This window comes from Blautia glucerasea (genome assembly GCF_020537505.1).
In the GTDB taxonomy this organism is placed as follows: domain Bacteria; phylum Bacillota; class Clostridia; order Lachnospirales; family Lachnospiraceae; genus Blautia_A.
The window spans coordinates 153,414-172,224 of sequence record NZ_JAJBMO010000004.1 but is presented as its reverse complement, the minus strand read 5'-3'; the positions used below and the strand labels follow the sequence as shown (position 1 = coordinate 172,224).

Annotated in this window: 17 protein-coding genes; 15 read left to right on the top strand and 2 right to left on the bottom strand. The window is 45.7% G+C overall.

Annotated features, from left to right (window positions below; translation table 11 throughout):
* The first annotated feature begins 1 nt into the window (after position 1).
* The gene (locus LIQ05_RS05200) at positions 2-1,441 is read left to right on the top strand and encodes a TrkH family potassium uptake protein (protein WP_226819171.1); all 1,440 of its coding nucleotides are present in this window, start codon (positions 2-4) and stop codon (positions 1,439-1,441) included.
* 1 nt (position 1,442) lies between these two features.
* Here the strand turns inward: LIQ05_RS05200 and LIQ05_RS05195 are convergent, their stop codons facing one another.
* Together LIQ05_RS05195 and LIQ05_RS05190 are read right to left on the bottom strand one after the other, a co-directional pair.
* Positions 1,443-2,216 (bottom strand): DUF6062 family protein, encoded by a 774-nt coding sequence (locus LIQ05_RS05195; RefSeq protein WP_226819169.1) that lies wholly within the window; start codon positions 2,214-2,216, stop codon positions 1,443-1,445.
* A 151-nt stretch (positions 2,217-2,367) separates the two neighbouring features.
* Entirely contained in the window at positions 2,368-3,000 is a 633-nt protein-coding gene (locus LIQ05_RS05190) for a TetR/AcrR family transcriptional regulator (protein WP_226819167.1), read from the bottom strand.
* 398 nt (positions 3,001-3,398) lie between these two features.
* Between LIQ05_RS05190 and LIQ05_RS05185 the strand changes: the two genes are divergently transcribed.
* The 14 genes from LIQ05_RS05185 (at position 3,399) to LIQ05_RS05120 (ending at position 18,631) form a co-directional block, all read left to right on the top strand.
* Entirely contained in the window at positions 3,399-6,968 is a 3,570-nt protein-coding gene (locus LIQ05_RS05185) for a hypothetical protein (RefSeq protein ID WP_226819165.1), read from the top strand.
* 254 nt (positions 6,969-7,222) lie between these two features.
* On the top strand, positions 7,223-8,365 hold the full coding sequence (locus tag LIQ05_RS05180; protein ID WP_226819163.1) for an FtsW/RodA/SpoVE family cell cycle protein: 1,143 nt from the start codon (positions 7,223-7,225) through the stop codon (positions 8,363-8,365).
* 103 nt (positions 8,366-8,468) lie between these two features.
* Positions 8,469-8,702, top strand: a complete 234-nt coding sequence (gene acpP, locus LIQ05_RS05175; RefSeq protein ID WP_021924300.1) for an acyl carrier protein — start codon at positions 8,469-8,471, stop codon at positions 8,700-8,702.
* A gap of 217 nt (positions 8,703-8,919) precedes the next feature.
* Positions 8,920-10,374, top strand: coding sequence for a glutamate--tRNA ligase (gene gltX, locus LIQ05_RS05170; RefSeq protein WP_226819161.1), 1,455 nt, complete (start codon positions 8,920-8,922; stop codon positions 10,372-10,374).
* An 18-nt stretch (positions 10,375-10,392) separates the two neighbouring features.
* On the top strand, positions 10,393-12,219 hold the full coding sequence (locus LIQ05_RS05165; protein ID WP_226819159.1) for an ATP-dependent helicase: 1,827 nt from the start codon (positions 10,393-10,395) through the stop codon (positions 12,217-12,219).
* Positions 12,220-12,294: 75 nt separating this feature from the next.
* Positions 12,295-13,434, top strand: a complete 1,140-nt coding sequence (locus LIQ05_RS05160) for a hypothetical protein (RefSeq protein WP_226819157.1) — start codon at positions 12,295-12,297, stop codon at positions 13,432-13,434.
* A gap of 104 nt (positions 13,435-13,538) precedes the next feature.
* Complete coding sequence (spoIIIAA, locus tag LIQ05_RS05155; protein ID WP_226819270.1) at positions 13,539-14,462, top strand: stage III sporulation protein AA; 924 nt, start codon at positions 13,539-13,541, stop codon at positions 14,460-14,462.
* A complete protein-coding gene (locus tag LIQ05_RS05150) occupies positions 14,459-14,974 on the top strand; it encodes a stage III sporulation protein AB (RefSeq protein ID WP_226819156.1) in 516 nt (171 codons plus the stop codon). The genes spoIIIAA and LIQ05_RS05150 overlap by 4 nt, the downstream gene beginning before the upstream one ends.
* Positions 14,975-14,990: 16 nt before the next feature.
* A complete protein-coding gene (gene spoIIIAC / locus LIQ05_RS05145) occupies positions 14,991-15,185 on the top strand; it encodes a stage III sporulation protein AC (RefSeq protein ID WP_021924294.1) in 195 nt (64 codons plus the stop codon).
* Positions 15,186-15,288: 103 nt separating this feature from the next.
* Entirely contained in the window at positions 15,289-15,675 is a 387-nt protein-coding gene (locus LIQ05_RS05140; RefSeq protein ID WP_226819154.1) for a SpoIIIAC/SpoIIIAD family protein, read from the top strand.
* Positions 15,672-16,940 carry a stage III sporulation protein AE gene (locus LIQ05_RS05135; protein WP_226819152.1) on the top strand — a complete coding sequence of 423 codons (1,269 nt, stop codon included), beginning with the start codon at positions 15,672-15,674 and terminating at the stop codon, positions 16,938-16,940. Before LIQ05_RS05140 ends, LIQ05_RS05135 begins: the two co-directional genes overlap by 4 nt.
* Before the next feature lie 89 nt (positions 16,941-17,029).
* Complete coding sequence (locus LIQ05_RS05130) at positions 17,030-17,596, top strand: stage III sporulation protein AF (RefSeq protein ID WP_226819151.1); 567 nt, start codon at positions 17,030-17,032, stop codon at positions 17,594-17,596.
* Entirely contained in the window at positions 17,538-17,927 is a 390-nt protein-coding gene (locus tag LIQ05_RS05125; RefSeq protein WP_226819149.1) for a hypothetical protein, read from the top strand. The genes LIQ05_RS05130 and LIQ05_RS05125 overlap by 59 nt, the downstream gene beginning before the upstream one ends.
* A gap of 11 nt (positions 17,928-17,938) precedes the next feature.
* Entirely contained in the window at positions 17,939-18,631 is a 693-nt protein-coding gene (locus LIQ05_RS05120) for a SpoIIIAH-like family protein (RefSeq protein WP_226819147.1), read from the top strand.
* The last annotated feature ends 180 nt before the right edge of the window (positions 18,632-18,811 follow it).

Genomic DNA, 18,811 nt, shown 5'->3' with positions numbered 1-18,811 from the left:
CATGAATTATTCCATGATATTTTATATTCTTGGCTGGATTTTTAATTTTGAAGCGGCGTTTATGCTCCTGCCCGGGATCACAGCGATCATTTACCTGGAAAAAAACGGCCTGGCATTTCTGATCACTATGCTGATCTGCCTGGCAATTGGAATTCCGCTTACCAGAAAGAAAAGAACAAATAAAGTATTCCATGCCAGGGAAGGAGCGGTTACTGTTGCCTTAAGCTGGCTGGTGCTTAGTATTACAGGTGCCCTTCCTTTTATTATTTCGGGAAGTATTCCACATCCTGTGGATGCGATCTTTGAGACTGTTTCCGGTTTTACTACAACTGGTGCCAGTATTTTAAATGATGTGGAGGCACTTTCCCATTGTATGCTGATCTGGAGAAGCTTTACCCACTGGATCGGCGGTATGGGCGTTCTGGTATTTATTCTCTGCCTGCTGCCTCTTACCGGCGGTTATCATATGAACCTGATGAAAGCGGAGAGTCCGGGACCATCTGTAAGCAAGCTGGTGCCTAAGGTTCAGTCTACAGCCAAGATTCTGTACACCATTTATATTATGCTTACTGTTGTAGAGATCGTATTCCTTCTCATTGGAAAAATGCCTCTCTTTGATACCCTATGTCTCAGTTTTGGTACGGCAGGTACAGGAGGCTTTGGCATCCGAAATGACAGTATTGCAAGCTACAGCACCTATAGTCAGGTAGTAATCACCGTTTTTATGATTCTTTTTGGAATCAATTTCAATGTCTATTACCTGCTTCTGACGAGGAAGGTTATGCAGGCGGCGAAGAACGAAGAGGTGCGTTACTATCTGGGAATTATCGGCCTGGCCATTGTAGCCATCGCTATCAACACAAGAGGGATGTTCAGCAGCTTTGGAAGAGCCTTCCAGCAGGCTGCATTCCAGGTTGGTTCCATTATTACTACTACTGGATATGCCACCACAGATTTCAATGTGTGGCCGGTGTTTTCCAAGACCATTCTGGTCATTCTTATGTTTGTGGGAGCCTGTGCGGGAAGTACAGGCGGCGGAATCAAGGTATCCCGTCTTCTGATTCTTTGCAAATCGGCCCGTAAGGAGCTGCAGCTTTATCTGCATCCCAATGCAGTCAAGAAGATCAAGATGGACGATAAGGCCATCCCACATGAAGTAGTGAGAGCTACCAATATGTTCCTGTTTGTATATATTATGATCTTTGTAACCTCCCTGCTGATCATCAGTCTGGATAATCTGGATATGGTTTCCAACTTTACCGCGATCACAGCGACTTTGAATAATATTGGACCGGGACTTGGAGCTGTTGGTCCTACAGGAAATTTTGAAACCTATTCTTATGTATCGAAGATTGTAATGATTTTTGACATGCTGGCAGGAAGACTTGAGGTATTCCCGCTGCTGCTTTTATTTGAGAGAGATACCTGGAGAAAGTTTTGATTTATTTATCCATAGTATATGGTTCATCTGCCGGATATCCGCCAGCCGCTTTCTGCATTCCACGGGGGAGCGCATCTTTGGAGGTACGCCAGTCCGCGTCCTTGTTGCGGTAATCAAATTTGTCACAGAACCAGTCCAGATCATCGGAAAGCCTTTGCATATTCTGTTCCATCATTGGGAAAAGGAGATTGTAAAAGGCTTTTTTCTCTTTCTCGGATAAGGCGGTTTCTGCAGTTTCGGCCAGATCCCCGAAATGAGGAATGCAAAAGCCTTTGCAGTTCTGGAAAAGAGGGAGAAACTCCTGATTTTTCTTGAAAAGTTCAAAAAAGGTGTCCAGATATCTTGCGTAGGTATCTTTATAAAAATTGCAGATATAGCAGGTATCTTCCTGTTCTTTTACCCAGGCACCGAGAGAGGTTTTTGGCGTATTTGTATCTGTGTTTCCCCTTTTGAATCTGGAAAAAACAGAAGCCTTGGAAGGAGCAAGCATTTTGATCTGTTCATGCAGCTCTTTGGTTTTGCACTGGAAATGGGTTTTCAGGATCAGTCCGGTTCCAAGGCGGTTGCCATAGTCATACATTTTCTTATAGTGGGTGCGGCAAAATCCCATCTTGTCTGTTTCAGCCCGCACATCGTCCTCCATATAGGAAGCGCCTGCGCCAAGGACAAAATCCATAGCATGCTGCTCCAGCTGACGCTCCACGAAACAGAAAGGGCATTCATCACCTGCTTTAAAAGCATCCATCAGGGGAATTGTGTACAGTTTTTCTTTCATGTGGTAAGATCTCCTTGAATATAAGATGTATAGTTTCATAGTAGGTGAAATGGAGTGTTTTGTAAAGCTTTGTTTTAAGAAAAAAATTACACTTTTTGATTTGAAGCAGTCTGTCTATGAATATGAGACGACCTGTGGGGAAAAAGCCGCATTAGAGCGTGGGTGAAAAATCATTCCCGCCTGTACCATGAGTAAAGGCCAGCAGGATACAATCAATCGTCCGGTGGAGGTAAGGGCGGTATTCATCAAGAGAGACAGGCTGTGAATGAAGAATACAGCTATAGCTTGTGGAGCTTACCAGTTCAATGATGGTGAAGAGCAGCAGCTCTGGGGAATCGTACTGGACGTCCGACTGTCCCAGAAGACCCAGGTATTCCTGAAAGAATGGAAAATCCTCTTCGTCTGCCTGTTCCTGAAAGGCATCTTTAAACACACCCCATGACAGATTCTTGGAAATAAAGCCAAGCAGACTGCTTTCTGTCTGAAGCCGGTCCAGAATATTATCTACAATAAAATGAAGCTGGGCAGTGAAGCCGGTAATATGGGCTGCTTCCAGGGCATTCCGGGCTTCCGAAAAAAGCTCGCCAGCCTTATGCGAAATCAGCTTGTTCCGAATATCATATTTATCTTTGAAATAGAGATAGAAAGTGCCCTTTGCCACTCCTGCATTTTCCACAATATCGGAAATGGTTGTCTTAGCAAGTCCTTTTGTAGTAAAGAGTTCAAAGGCAGTGTTGTACAGAGCACTTTTCTTTCTTTTCTTATTTAACTCCAGTTTTCCCATGCCTGCTCCTCCTAAAGCGATGTCTGCTAGGCAGACATTATATAAATAAAGATAACTGTTCAGCACCTTCACATCTATTTGTTTCGCACTGCACTTTCCGTCTGTTTTGTGAAAACCGCAACCGTAATGTTAAATATTATACATTTATGACATTGTTGTCTGGATTTTCTACGTAATTACACAGGTTTGATTTTTATTTTAAACAAAAATGACCAAAAGTCAATATCAAAACAGGAAAAGATTTGGATAAAAAACAGATATTGACTACTGGTCAGTTTTGTTGTATAACTTTCATAGGCTAAGAGATGACTAACTGATGTCGAAAAAAATAGGCTGCAAGGCAGCAGAAAGATTCACAGACGTCAGATATTTAACTAAGAATTAAGGAGTTGGCTAACATGAACCGAAATAAAAAAATTCTGAATGTTACTATGGCTGCTGGAATGGCTGCCGTCCTTGGAACTACACCAGTGATCGCTGCAGCACAGGAAGCAGACAATGCAGTGTCCAAGGAAGAAACCGTATATGTAAATGCCACTGCAGAAGGTGAAGTAAAGGACATCACCGTATCTGACTGGCTGAAGAACTCCGGATCTGCAGAGGGAGATGTATCCGATGTATCTGATCTGGAAGGAATCAAGAATGTAAAAGGCGATGAGAGCTTTACCCAGGATGGCGACAAGGTTACCTGGAGTACGGACAGCAGCGATATCTACTATCAGGGAACATCCAATAAAGAGCTCCCGGTAGATATGAAGATCAAATATTATCTGGATGATCAGGAAATCACTCCTGACGAACTGGCAGGCAAGAGCGGTCATCTTCGTATGGAAGTTTCTTATACAAACAAATCCAAGAAAACAGTAAAAGTTGACGATAAAGACGTAGAAGTGTATTCCCCATTTGTTATGGTAACCGGAATGATCCTTTCTTCCGATAATTTTTCCAATGTTACCATTGACAATGGAAAAGTAATTTCAGACGGTGACAAAGAAATGGTTGTTGGTGTTGCAGTTCCTGGCCTGAAAGCCAGCCTGGATTTAAGCGATGATCTTTCTGATAAGATTGACATTCCAGAAGGCTTCACCATGGAAGCTGACGTTACCGACTGTTCCATGGAAAATACCTTTACTATGGCAGTGACAGATCTGCTCAGCAGTCTGAATCTGGATGAGTCCGATGATCTTGACGACCTTCAGGATTCCCTGGATGAGCTGGACGATGCTGCTGTGAAGCTGGTAGACGGATCTAAGGATCTTTACGATGGAACGAAAGAGCTCTATGATGGAACCAAGGATCTGAAGGATGGAACCAGCCAGCTTTATGATGGAGCGAAGGATCTGGATGACGGAGCTAAAGAACTGGCAGACGGAACCGATACCTTATATGATGGAACGAAAGAACTGGATGATGGAGCCAAGACATTAAATACAGGTGCCGGAGAGCTTTATGATGGAACCTCTCAGCTGTACAGCGGAACCAAGACACTGTATGATGGAACCAGAACTCTTTATGGCGGCGCAAGCACACTTGCTTCCAGCTACAATGAGTTTGATGCAGGCGTTGCAAGTGCCAAGAGTGGTGCTTCCAAGTTAAACAGCGGAGCGAAATCTCTTCAGAGCGGTATTGCACAGTATACTTCCGGTGTAGGCAGCCTGGCATCTGGTGTAAACAGCTACACCAAGGGTGTTGATACTGTAAACAGCAACATGAAAGAGTATAAAAAGGGAATGAAATCCCTGGCAGATGGTGTGAACCAGTATGTGGCAGGCGGTAACCAGCTGGCATCCGGTGTGACCACTTATGTAAATGGAGCCCTTCAGCTGACAGATGGTGTAAGCCAGTATGTAACAGGTGCACACAAGCTTGCAGAAGGAACGAAGTCCTATGTAGACGGAACCAGCGCACTGGTAGAAGGTGTTGGACAGCTGGCACCTGGAATCCAGCAGGCTTCTGATGGACTTACAAGTGCGGCCGAGGCGTTATCTGGAATCGCAGAAAATGTTGCCAAAGCAGATATTCCAAATATGACTTCCAATCTGAAGACGTATGCAGCAGGAGCTACTGCTCTTGCAACTGGAATCCAGAAATATACTGCTGGTGCTGAGCAGGCAGCAACAGGAGCGCAGCAGGTGGCAGATGGAGCTTCCGGCCTGGCAGATGGAGCTTCCAGTGTTTCAGAAGGTGCTTCCACTGTCGCAAGTGGAGCTGCAACCGTAAGCGAAGGAGTATCTGGGCTTAAGGGCGGTCTGGAGGGACTGCGGGATCTGATCAGTCAGATTGATGATGGTACTTCTGCAGAAAGCCAGGTAAGTGGTCTTGCACAGTCTGTGCGTGATGCTGCAGCAGATATTCAGACAAGTGTAGAAGTGCAGACCGCAGGAGTTTCTACAGGTGCTGCATCTGGACAGATCAGTGCAGTATCTGGTTCTGTCAACGGAGCTTTGTCCAGCCTGGAAAATATTGATACTTCTGAACTTGATGAGGGAACGGCAGCTGCAATCAACAGTGCTATCAGCCAGCTATACGCAGCAGCAGACAGCGCAGCTGCAGCCCAGGGAGAACTTGCTGAAGCAGCATCTCAGGCAGGAGGTACTGTAACTGCGGATACAAACGGAGCAGAAATTCAGGCAACCTTAAATGCCCTTGCAGATCAGATGGAAGGTACTATAAGCACTTATGCAGCAGCTGACAGTAAGAGTGAAGCACTCCAGACGGTAAATGCACTGATTACTACAGCTGGTCAGGTATCTGATGGAGCATCTAGTGTAGCAAACGGTGCACAACAGACTGCTGATGGAGCAGGGAATGTAGCAAAAGGCGCAAATACTCTGAAAGAAAGTACAGCAGCATTGAACACTGGTTTACAGGAGCTGACCAGCCAGGACGAGACACTGAACAAAGCAGCAGAGCAGGTGATCGAAGCCGGCGACCAGGTTAATACCAGCGCAGACGCAGTAAGCGCAATTGCTTCTGAACTCACTGAAGAAAAAGTAGAAGCAATGCAGACCCAGGTCAAGGCATTAAGTGACGGTGCAAAACAAATCTCTGAAGGCAACAAAACACTTCAGGCAGGTTACAATAAATTACAGAAATCCGGTGCAGCGAAACAGCTGACAGACGGAGCTGATCAGCTGCTCGCCAACGAGAGCACTCTTACAAACGGTATTACAGCCCTTCAGGGTAAAGATAATGCAAATGCAAACGCACTTCTTAGTGGTGCAAACACACTGCAGAAAGCAAAATCCAGTCTTGACAGCGGTCTTAGCTCAATCAGCAAGGCAACAAACCAGCTGGTATCCGGTGTTGGTACAATTGCTGCAAACAGCGTAGCACTTAGAAGCGGTGCATCCCAGCTGACTTCAAGCAGTGATGACCTGAACGATGGAGCTGCACAGCTGAAAGCAGGAACCAGCAGCCTTGTAAGCGGAGCAGGTACACTGGTAGCAGCCAGCGGACAGGTGAAATCTGGTATTGCCCAGTTAAAGAGTGGCGCCAGCGATCTCAGAAGCGGTGCATCCCAGCTTAGAAGCGGAGCAAACAGCGTAAATAACGGAACCCGTGAACTGAAGAGCGGTACAGCTTCCCTTGCAAGTGGAACCAGCGAACTGAAGAGTGGAGCTAAGGACCTGAATGACGGAGCCAAGACTCTGAAAGACGGAACCAGCACACTGAAAGACGGAGCTAAGGATCTGGATGATGGAGCTAAGGATCTGCAGGATGGAGCAAAAGAATTAAAAGACGGTGCAAAAGAGCTGAAAGACGGCGAGAAAGAATTCTATGATGAAGGTATCAAGAAACTGAAAGATACCATGGAAGATGATTTCCAGAGCGTTCTGGATCGTCTGGAGGCACTTCAGTCTGATGACGCAGCTTACACCTCCTTCACTGGAAAAGATGCGGCTATGAGTGGAAATGTGAAGTTCATTATTGAAACCGAAGGCTTCGATGATGGCAGCGAAGACTGATCCACAGTCAGATAGATAACGGTTCATGGAACATAAAACAAAAAATAGAGGAAGGGGACAGGAGTAATTCTGCTCCCCTTCCTCTATTTTTATCTCATCCTTGCACCGCAAATAGGAGTCTGCTATAATGAAACAAACTAAAAAATCAGAAACAGATACAGAAAACAGGTGATGAAGTGGAGAATGTAAAGAAAAAATCCGCAAAACCCCAGTCAGTGAAAAGAAGCACTGGCTCTGCTCGCAAAGGCGGATCTTTGTTTTATAAACTGAAGTCTGATTATTACGATTTCAATTTAATAGCGGTGATCATCCTCATTATGTGCTTTGGACTGATCATGCTTTACAGTACAAGCTCGTACATGGCACAGATCAAAGAAGGGGATGATATGTTTTATTTCAAAAAACAGGCATTATACAGTATTGGCTGTCTGTTCCTGGCTATTGTAGTGTCCTATTTGGACTATCATATTCTGGCGAAGCTGGCGTTCCCCATCTATCTTGGTGCGATTTTTCTTATGGCACTGGTTAAAACCCCTCTTGGGGTTTCTTCCCATGGTGCCAGAAGATGGCTGAAGCTGGGAGTACAGTTCCAGCCCGCAGAGATCGCCAAGATCGCGGTGATCGTTACCCTGTCCTATATGATCGTCCATATGGGAAAAAAGGTGAAGACCTTAAAGGCAGCCATGACGCTTCTTGGCTTGGGCGGAATTCAGGCGTTGTGTGCGTATGTGCTTACAGAGAACCTTAGTACAGCCATTATTATTTTTGGTATTACAGTAGGGCTTGTGTTTATTGCACATCCAAGGACCAAACCCTTTGTGATCGTGGGGCTTGTGGTGGTTGTGCTGCTGGCGATTCTGGTTTACAGCCTTTCCCATATGGATAAGAGCTCTAATTTCCGTCTGCGCCGTATTCAGGTATGGCTTCATCCAGAGGACTATGCTGGCGATGATGGATATCAGACGGTACAGGCATTGTATGCCATCGGTTCCGGCGGCTTTTTCGGCAGAGGCCTTGGAAACAGTATTCAGAAGCTGGGAAGCGTTCCTGAGGCACAGAACGATATGATCTTTTCTATTATCTGTGAAGAGCTTGGGGTATTTGGCGCAATCATGGTATTGTCGCTGTTCGCCTATCTTTTATACAGACTGTTTTTTATTGCACAGAATGCTCCGGATATGTTTGGCTCGTTGCTGGTTAGCGGGATATTTGTACATATCGCTTTACAGGTTATTATGAATGTGGCGGTTGTTCTGAATCTTATGCCGAACACAGGTGTTACCCTACCGTTTATCAGTTATGGTGGTACGTCTATTTTGTTCCTGATGTCCGAGATGGGACTGGCGCTTAGCGTGGCCAGACAGATTAAATTTAAAGAGCCAGAGTTTATTTTATAATCCTCTTGACAAATGAGTCAGCAGATTATATACTTTCCGCAGTATATGACATACGGCTGTTTGGGAGCCGGTTTTCGAGATATTTATTAAAGGAGAATGAGCAATGTTAGAAAAGATGAGTGAAATGATCGCAGAGCAGCTTAACTGCGACGCAGAGACAATTACAGCAGACACTTCCTTCAAGGATGACCTGGGAGCAGATTCCCTTGACCTCTTCGAGCTGGTTATGGCGCTGGAAGATGAGTACAACATCGAGATTCCGGCAGAGGAGCTTACAGAGCTGAACACAGTTGGTGACGTGATCGACTATCTGAGAGATAAAGGAATCGACGCTTAATTATTTTTTACAGAGAATCTTCGTGAACAGTAACGATCTCCCTGAGGCTGGGCTTCGGGGAGATTTTTTATCCGCAGACTATAGGACTGCTTTTTTCCTATGGACATTTTGAATGGATTAGGTATATAATGTGGAAAGATAGTTGTCATTCAGAACTCACACTTATGAGGATGACAATAGAAGAAAAGAAAGAATAAACAGGGAGAATAGAGAAGACATGACTAAGATCAGAACCAGATTTGCACCAAGCCCTACAGGCAGAATGCATGTTGGAAATTTACGTACAGCGTTATACGCATATCTTATTACCAAACATGAAGGCGGAGATTTCATTCTCCGTATTGAGGATACAGACCAGGAGCGTTATGTAGAAGGTGCTGTTGATATTATTTACCGTACCATGGAGAAGACAGGTCTTCTTCACGACGAAGGTCCGGACAAGGACGGCGGATATGGTCCTTACGTACAGAGTGAGCGCCAGGCCCAGGGAATTTACCTGAAATATGCCAAGCTGCTGGTAGAGCAGGGCGATGCATACTATTGCTTCTGCCAGAAGGAAGAGTTAGAGAGCATGAAGCGTGTTGTTGCAGGCAAGGAGATATCCATCTATGACAAACGCTGTCTGAAGCTTTCCAGGGAGGAGGTTCAGCGCCGCCTGGATGCTGGTGAGCCTCACGTAATTCGTTTTAACATGCCGACAGAGGGAACTACTACCTTCCATGATGTTATTTACGGAGACATTACAGTAAACAACGAAGAGCTTGAGGATCTGATCCTGATCAAATCCGATGGATATCCAACCTATAACTTTGCAAACGTTGTAGATGACCACCTTATGGGAATCACGCATGTAGTAAGAGGTAACGAGTATCTTTCCTCTTCTCCGAAATATAACCGCATCTACGAGGCATTTGGCTGGGATATCCCGGTTTACGTACATTGCCCGTTAATCACAGATGAGACACATGCCAAGCTGTCAAAGCGTTCCGGACATTCCTCTTATGAGGATCTTCTGGATCAGGGATTTGTTTCTGAGGCAATTGTTAACTACGTTGCACTTCTTGGATGGAGTCCGGCAGATAATAACGAGATCTTCAGTCTCCAGGAGCTGGTTGAGAAATTTGATTATCACCACATTAACAAATCTCCAGCTGTATTTGATATCAACAAGCTTCGCTGGATGAACGGCGAGTATATTAAGAAAATGGATCCGGAAGTATTCTATGAGAGAGCTCTTCCATATATGAAAGAGGTTCTGAAAGGTGACTTTAACTTCAAGAAGATCGCGGGAATGGTACAGACAAGAATTGAGACTTTCCAGGATATCCCGGCACTGATCGATTTCTTCCAGGAGGTTCCGGAGTACGATGCGGCGATGTACTGCCACAAGAAAATGAAAACAAACCAGGAGACTTCCCTGACTGTCCTGAAGGAAGTTCTTCCGCTTCTGGAAGCCCAGGAGGATTACACCAACGATCCGCTGTTTGCTTCTTTAAGTGAATTTGTGAAGGAGAAAGGTTACAAGAACGGCTATGTAATGTGGCCTCTTCGTACAGCTGTTTCTGGCAAGCAGATGACACCGGCAGGTGCTACCGAGATCATGGAGATCATCGGCAAGGATGAGACCATCCGCCGTGTGAAAGCTGCCATCCTGAAGCTTGAAACCCTGTAAAGAGAATCCGTTTCCATTATGAAAAAAAATCCATCTCAATTAAGGGCAATCGTCCACCTGTCAGGACCGATGATGGTTCTGGCAGGCCCCGGTTCGGGGAAAACCTCAGTAATCGTTGAACGAACTGCATATATGACCGGCGAGGGGAAAATACCTGCTTCCTCTGTCCTTGTGGTGACTTTTTCACGGGCTGCTGCAAAAGAAATGAAGGAGCGGTTCCTGAAATTCACTGGACAGACTTCCACTGCTGTTACCTTTGGAACCTTTCACGGTGTATTTTACGGGATACTGAAACAGGCCTACGGTCTGGGAACCAGCAATATTCTGTCAGAAGAAGAGAAATATGCCATTTTGAAAGAAATGACACTGGAATTTGGCCAGGATCTGGCTCAGGAAGGGGATTTTCAGGAAGATGTGGCCAAGGAGATCAGTGTGGTAAAGGGGAATCGTATTTCCCTGGATCACTATTATTCCTCCTGCTGCCCGGACGAGGTGTTCCGCCAGATTTACAATGGTTACCAGAAAACTCTGCGTCAGAGACGAAAGCTGGATTTTGACGATATGCTTCTTTGCTGCTATGAACTTTTTGACCAGCGAAAAGACATTCTGGCGGCATGGCAGAATAAATTTCAGTATATTATGGTGGATGAGTTTCAGGACATCAACCATCTCCAGTACGACATTGTGCGGATGCTGGCAAAGCCCAGGGATAATCTGTTCATAGTGGGGGATGATGATCAGTCTATCTATCATTTTCGTGGGGCGAAGCCCGAGATCATGCTGAACTTTACAAAAGATTATCCAAAGGCAGAAATAGTTCTTCTGAACATCAATTACCGCTGCACGAAAAATGTACTTCAGGCAGCCATGAATGTGGTTAACTGCAACCAGAAGCGTTTTAAGAAGCAGCTATCCACTCCCAATGAACAGGGAAAGCCTGTAAAAGTGATGGAATTTGACAATCCAAGAGAAGAATATGTGAAGGTGGCAGCCTTCCTGAAAAAACGGCTGGATGCAGGTGAAAGCCTGGAAGATACGGCGGTTCTTTTTCGTACCAACCAGGAGGCAGAGGGCCTTGTGGGAGCTTTGATGGAATATCAGATTCCTTTTACCATGAAAGAACAACTGCCCAATTTGTTCCGTCACTGGATCAGCCGGAATTTGATGGCTTATCTGAAAATGGCAGCAGGAGACCGGACAAGAAAGACCTTCCTTGAGATCATGAACCGTCCGAACCGCTATATTGCAAGGGATGCGCTGACACAGACAACAGTGGATTTCGCAGCTCTTCAGGAATTTTACAAGGACAAGGACTGGATGTGCGACCGGATCATCACACTGGAGACACATCTGCGCATTCTTTCTACGCTGGCACCTTATGCAGCGGTAAATTTTATCCGAAAAGGAATGGGCTATGAGCAGTATCTCATAGAGTATGCACAATACCGTAAGATCCGTACGGAAGAGCTTCTGGAGGTTCTCGACCGCATCCAGGAAAGTGCAAAAGGTATGAAAACTCTGGAAGAGTGGGAAAATTACATTGAGGATTATACGAAGAAGCTGGCGGAACAGGCGAAAAAGCAGGAAACCAAACGGGAAGGCATTGTGATTTCAACTCTTCATGCGGTAAAAGGACTGGAATATGACAAGGTTTATATCATGAATGTAAACGAAGGCAGTATTCCTTACAAAAAAGCGGTTCTGGCGGAGTCTCTGGAAGAGGAACGCCGGCTTTTCTATGTGGGTATGACACGGGCAAAGAAAGAGCTGACGATCTGTTATGTAAGACGCCAGTATGACAAAGAACGGGATCCGTCCAGATTCTTAGAAGAAACAGGGTTGTAAACATTAATAATATAAAGTATAATAATGTCTGTTGTGCGAAAACAGTAATTAAAATTGCGGAAGCAGTGCAAATAAATGACAACAAAGATGAAATGGAGAAATCGCATTTTCTGGCTCAGGATCCTGATTATGATCCTGGTCATTGCGGGATCTTATCTGGCGTATGCCTTTATATACAGAGGAAGAAATGAGCCACCGGCCAAGCGCAAAACCACCAATCAGGAAGCGGCCTATTACACCCTTCGGGGACAGATCCAGATGCTCTCCCAGAAAGAAGAGCTGATGGCATTTGCCTTTGAAGACCGGAAAAAAGAGCGGGAATACGGAACCTATATTATTCCCGGACTGAAAGCAACACGAACCCTCCTTACCAGCGAGGGCGATATGCCGGCCATGTGCACCACTATGACGCCGCAGGGACTGGCAGTAACAGAGAATTATGTTTTTGTAAGTGCCTATTGCCATGCGAAAAAGCATAACTCTGTAATTTATATGATCAACAAAGAATCACATCGTTTTATAAAAGAAATTGTTTTGCCCGGTCAGCCCCATGTGGGAGGCCTGGCCTATGACAGTGAACATCAGATTCTGTGGTATTCCTCCAATACACAGGAGCTTGCCCAGGCGGTAAGCCTGACCATGGAATCCATCGAAAATTACGACTATGATGAGAGTAAGCGTCCCATAAGCACCAATCAGGTAGCCAGCCTTTACGGAATTGTCCGTGATTCCTTTATGACTTTTTACAAAGGCTGCCTGTACGTTGGCTGTTTTACAAAATATACAGACAGCGCCATCGCAAGATATGCAGTAGATAAGCAGGGAAACCTGGTCAATACTATGGACGAGGGACTGGGAATGAACTTTGAGATGGCAGTGCCCCTTGATTATTCCACTATTTCCGAGCAGGCCCAGGGAATGACTTTTTATAATGACAAACTTTTGCTGTCCCATTCCTTTGGAATTTTGCCTTCCCGTGTGGTATTTTATGAAAAATCCGATAAACGTCTTTATGTAGATGAAAATTCTGCCATCAGTTACCGCTTCCCGGAGCGGATTGAGCAGATCTTTGTGGACGGGGATGACTTGTATGTGCTGTTTGAATCCGCTGCCTATGCATATAGTTCAGCGTCCGTAAATATTGTGGACAGGGTTCTGAAATTAAGCCTGCCGAGAATGGAAAAGTATCAGCAGAGCACACAGAATCAGTACTAAAGAATTTTTACACACTCCAGACTGAAACCAGAGAGAAATCCAGTGCGTTTCTAAGAATGAATCCGGGATTGTCCACATATATTAAAATTGAGAGGTGATACAACATAGAAGCAGAGCAGATTCAGAACCTGTTTGCAGGCAATATCCGCAGACTGTTGATGAATGCAAATCTTGATTATGATAAAATATACGAGATACGTCTGAGAGTGGGACGGCCATTGTTCTACACCTATGACGGCGGTGAGGGGTTTCTTACGGATCACGATGGCAAATATGTGGTGACCAGGGAGGATCTGAAAGAAACAATGGAATATGTAAGCGGCTATTCCCTTTATTCTTATGAAGATGAAATGCGCCAGGGGTTTCTCACTGTTCAGGGAGGACACCGTGTGGGGGTTACCGGGAAGGTAATTTTAGATGGAAATGAGATCCGGGGAATGAAATACATTTCCTGCATCAATGTGCGGCTGGCTCATGAGGTGGTAGGCTGTGCAGATACGGTAATGCCTTATATCCGCAAAAAGAACTGGGTAGCCCATACCTTGATCGTTTCCCCGCCAAGAGGAGGGAAGACCACCCTGCTTCGGGATATCATCCGCCAGTTGAGTAACGGGGAAGATAAGAAAAAGATTCCCGGGATGACAGTAGGCGTTGTGGACGAGCGAAGCGAGCTTGCCGGTTCCTACCAGGGGGTTCCCCAGAATGACCTTGGCATGCGCACTGATGTGCTGGATGGCTGTCCGAAAGCAGAGGGAATGGAGATGCTGATCCGTTCCATGTCCCCGGCCGTTGTGGCTGTGGATGAGCTGGGACGAAAAGAAGATTTCAAAGCGGTGGAGTCTGTGATCCACAGTGGCTGCAAGGTGATCGCAACTGCGCATGGAGATTCCATCGAAGATGTGATCCACCAGCCCTATTTTGAAAAGCTGGTGAGAAGAAGAGTGTTTGAGCGTTACATTTTCCTTGACAAAGGGGATCATGCTGGAACCATAATGGGAATTTATGACAGAAACGGGAGGCCTTGTTGAAAACAGCAGGAATCATTCTGATCCTTTTTTCCGGAACCGGTCTTGGATTTTGCAAAAGTATGGAACTTGACACCAGGCTGAAAATCCTGGAAACACTGGTTCAGCTTCTTCTGTTACTGAAAGGAGAAATCCGCTGTACCGGGGCGGCATTGGAAGATGCATTCTTTGATGTGGCGGCAAAAATGCCAGGCGGGTACAGGCTGTTTATGGAGAAAACAGCTAAGCGGCTGCAGAAACGTCCTGGAATTCCCTTTGGCAGTATTTTCCGGGAATGTGCATTAAAGGATCTTCCGTTGCAGAAGATTTCTGCGGAAGAGAGGGAATGCTTTCTTTCCCTGGGAGAAAAACTGGGATATCTGGACCGGGAAATGCAGGTGGCACAGCTGACGCTTCTGGAAGAAGAACTGAGCCACCGTATAAAGACTCTGAAAAACGCTCTGCCAAAGCAGCAGAAAACCTATCGGAGCATGGGAATCCTGGGGGGAATTCTGCTGGCGATCCTGTTATGGTAGGAGAAAGGAGGCCTCCTTGGAAGTCAGTATTATTTTCAAAATTGCGGCTGTAGGGATTCTGGTCTCCGTACTTTCCCAGGTGCTGAAGCACAGCGGCCGGGAGGAACAGGCATTTCTGGTCAGCCTGGCAGGGCTGCTGGTGGTGCTTTTCTGGATCGTGCCATATATTTATGAGTTATTTGACAGTATTAAGAAATTATTTGAATTGTGATCTGGTTCACCAACATTTTGAAAATGTGGCGCAAATTTATGGCTTTACGTGAGTCTAAGTGCAGCGGGAGGCTGCCGGCCGCAGGTTTTTATGGAGGTGGAAAATGGACATTATAAAGATTTCGTTGTTAGGCGTATGCGGTGTTATGCTTGGATTCCTTATGAAAGGGACCAAACCGGAATACGCCTGTTTTATTACAGTAGGGATCGGTCTTGTGATCATGGGACTTGCTGTTGGGAAAATCCGTTATCTCTTTGAATCCCTGGGGAAAATTCAGGAAACACTTCCGGTAGATACAGAATACATTTCCACTTTGGTAAAAATGATCGGAATCACTTACATCGGACAGTTTGCCTCCGGAATCTGTAAGGACGCAGGCTGCAGCACCACAGCGGCTCAGATTGAGCTGTTTTGCAAGCTGTCTGTGATGGTGCTGAGCATGCCGGTGCTGATGGCGCTTCTGAAAACCATTCAGGAGTTTATGGTATGAGCGTTTGTGGAAGAAAACAAAAATTCCATGTGACGGCCATGCTGCTAATATTTATGACCGGACTTTTGATGGAAAATCAGAAAATAAATATTAAGGCGCAAAGTCAGGCAGCAGAAATTGTATCTGGTGAAATATCTGCAGGGACAGAAGAAAAAAATACAGCGGAGTCTGTGGAATCTGATGAGAATGGAGCCGAAGTGATAACTTCTGCCAGCATTACCGATCAATTGGTTTCCGATATGTCCTTCCAGCAGGTTCAGATTTTGATGGATGAAATGCTTGGGGAAGACAGCTTCTCTATAGGAACAGCGTTAAAAAACATGATAAATGGCAAAACAGTATTTTCAAAAGAGGCGGTGCAGCAGTTTCTGCGCAGCCTCTTTTTTGACCGTCTGGAAAAGGAGCGGATCAATTTTTTCAGGATCCTTCTGCTGGTACTTGCGGCAGCAGTGTTCTCTAATTTTGCAGCAGTCTTTGAAAATGATCAGATTGGGGACGTTAGCTTTTATATGATATATCTGCTATTGTTTACCATTTTTATGAACAGCTACCAGCAGCTTGGAATTTCCCTTGGAAAACAGCTGGACTGGATGACACAGTTTATGAAAGGACTGGCACCAGCCTATTTTGTGGCAGTTTCTGCAGCTTCAGGGGCAGTTACGGCTTCCGTATTTTATCAGGGGGTTCTTCTCCTGGTATGGCTGGTGGAATGGATCCTTCTTACCCTGATTCTGCCGGGAGCAAATTTGTACGTCCTGCTTTGCCTGGTAAACCACCTTTCCAAAGAGGATATGCTAAGTAAGATGGCAGAGCTTCTGGAAACCTTGATCAGCTGGAGCCTGAAAACCATACTTGGGGCAGTTCTGGGGCTTCAGGTAGTGCGTGGTCTGGTGGCACCTGCAATGGATTCCATCAGGCGGACAGCCATAGGCAGAACGGCCGGGGCAATCCCAGCGGTGGGAAATGCTGTAAATGCAGTAACAGAGCTGATCCTGGCAGGTGCGCTTCTGGTGAAAAACTGTCTTGGAGCAGTGGCTGTGATCGTGCTGTTTCTTGTGGGGGCCGGACCTGTGATCCACTACGGGCTCCTTTCTTTAAGCTACCGATTCTTAAGTGCGGCAGTCCAGCCGGTATCAGATAAAAGAATTGTGGGCTGCCTTAGCACAATGGGAGAAGGCTGTGCCATGCTTCTTCAGATCATGCTGACTGCAGAAATCCTGTGTGTGCTCATCTTCGTGGTGCTTATGGCGTCGGTGGGAGGTTAGGGCATGCTTGAAAAAGGCTTTCTGCAAGATGGGCGTCACAATTTATAACAAAGGTATGGGCAAAAAGGGGACATGGGATGTGATAGAATATGAAAGAAGCTATTTACAGCTGGATCAAATGTCTTGCCATATTTTACATTTTACTTACCATGACCATGCATCTGGTTCCAACAGAAAAATATCAGCGCTATGTGCGTTTTTTTATGGGCCTGCTTCTGATTGTTATGCTGATCACTCCGGTGCTTTCCGTACTGGAGAAAGCAAAGGCATTGCCGGAAAGCTTTTCCAGTCTTTATCAGCAGGAAGAAAAACAGCGCCTTACCCTGGATATGGAAAATCTCCAGAAATGCCTTCTGGAAAAAGGAGTAGAAGAGCAGCTGGACCGAAATATTCTGGAAACTTTGCAAAAGAAAGGAATAGATGTGATGAAGTGTGAAGTACATATAGAAGGGGAGCTGTTAAAGGCCACTCTATGGACAAAGGAAGTGCCGGATACAAAGACAGAGAGGGGGATCAAGGATGAACTTGCAGCAAACTGGGGAATCCGGGAAGAAAACTGTGAAGTCCTTACTTGGGAAAATGGGCAGCAGGCAGTGGGTGATCCTTCTGCTTCTGGGGGTGCTGCTCACGGTGATCGCACTTCCGGTATCCAATAAAACAGACAGTTCTTCCACAGAAGAAAAAAGCAGACCGTTTTTCACAGATGCTTCTTATGAAGAGCAGACTGCACAGCGCTCCCTGCTGGAAGAAAAACTGGAGGAGCTTTTGTCCCAGGTAGAAGGTGTGGGAAAGGTCCGGGTGGTCCTTATGACCGGGGAACAAAAAGACAGCAGCAGCTTCTACAGCTCTGGAAACCAGGCAGTTACCGGAGTGCTGATCGCAGCAGAAGGAGCAGATAATTCTGTGGTTTCCAGAAATATTGTAGAGGCAGTTATGGCATTATTTCAGGTAGAAGCCCATAAAATTAAAGTAATGAAAATGAAATGAGGAGAGGTAAAGTGAAAAAGATTCTGAAAAAGAACCAGGTAATCATTACTTCACTGGCGGTTTTGATCGCAGTTGCAGGATACCTGAATTTCGCAGATGTAGATCTGGGACTGAAGAATAAGGAGGCCAGCGCAGACAGCAGTATCCTGGAGGATGTAAATTACGATCTTACCGATGAAACAGCCCTTCTGGATGAGAACGGGGCAGATAGCAGCCTTACAGATGTGCAGGACCAGACCACCAGCACACCGGGGGAAGCTGTACTTACTGCGGTCTCTGATTTTGCGGCCCAGGCCAAACTTTCCAGGGAGCAGATCCGTTCCCAGAATAAAGCGGACCTTCAGGCAATCATCAATAACCAGGATCTGGGGGATGACCAGAAGCAGGAGGCTGTGAGCACTCTGGTTTCCATGGCAGACCTGACAGAAAAAGAGTCTGCTGCAGAGCTTCTTCTGGAGGCAAAGGGCTTTACAAATGTGATCGTAAACCTTACCGGGGAGACCGCAGATGTGGTAGTTCCGGAAGCAGATCTGACAGATGCAAAACGCGCCCAGATTGAGGATATCGTGAAGAGAAAAACAGGAATTGCACCGGAGAATATTGTGATTACACCTTTAAATGCGAGTGAAGAGGAACTGGTGAACAAGGATGAATCTCTGGAGACCTCTGTGGATATTGATGATGATACCACAGCGAATCCGTAACGGCCGGTATAGCCAAAGGTGTATTTTCAGGCTGCTGTGTTGTGAACAGTAGCTTTCGGGAACGATTAGTCACAGATTAGTCACAAATCCCCTTGACAGTGCAGCAGTCCATATACTAGAATAGGAATGCTGCAAAATTGTAAGAATACAGGCAGATTATCCCAGAAGCAGTGTTGGTGG

What these genes read in the sequence shown, in the direction of transcription:
- acpP (WP_021924300.1), top strand. Translation starts at nt 8,469, where the DNA reads ATGTTAGAAAAGATGAGTGAAATGATCGCAGAGCAGCTTAACTGCGAC.
- LIQ05_RS05185 (WP_226819165.1), top strand. Translation starts at nt 3,399, where the DNA reads ATGAACCGAAATAAAAAAATTCTGAATGTTACTATGGCTGCTGGAATG.
- gltX (WP_226819161.1), top strand. Translation starts at nt 8,920, where the DNA reads ATGACTAAGATCAGAACCAGATTTGCACCAAGCCCTACAGGCAGAATG.
- LIQ05_RS05135 (WP_226819152.1), top strand. Translation starts at nt 15,672, where the DNA reads ATGAGCGTTTGTGGAAGAAAACAAAAATTCCATGTGACGGCCATGCTG.
- LIQ05_RS05200 (WP_226819171.1), top strand. Translation starts at nt 2, where the DNA reads ATGAATTATTCCATGATATTTTATATTCTTGGCTGGATTTTTAATTTT.
- LIQ05_RS05140 (WP_226819154.1), top strand. Translation starts at nt 15,289, where the DNA reads ATGGACATTATAAAGATTTCGTTGTTAGGCGTATGCGGTGTTATGCTT.
- LIQ05_RS05190 (WP_226819167.1), bottom strand. Translation starts at nt 3,000, where the DNA reads ATGGGAAAACTGGAGTTAAATAAGAAAAGAAAGAAAAGTGCTCTGTAC.
- LIQ05_RS05160 (WP_226819157.1), top strand. Translation starts at nt 12,295, where the DNA reads ATGACAACAAAGATGAAATGGAGAAATCGCATTTTCTGGCTCAGGATC.
- LIQ05_RS05195 (WP_226819169.1), bottom strand. Translation starts at nt 2,216, where the DNA reads ATGAAAGAAAAACTGTACACAATTCCCCTGATGGATGCTTTTAAAGCA.
- LIQ05_RS05130 (WP_226819151.1), top strand. Translation starts at nt 17,030, where the DNA reads ATGAAAGAAGCTATTTACAGCTGGATCAAATGTCTTGCCATATTTTAC.
- LIQ05_RS05165 (WP_226819159.1), top strand. Translation starts at nt 10,393, where the DNA reads ATGAAAAAAAATCCATCTCAATTAAGGGCAATCGTCCACCTGTCAGGA.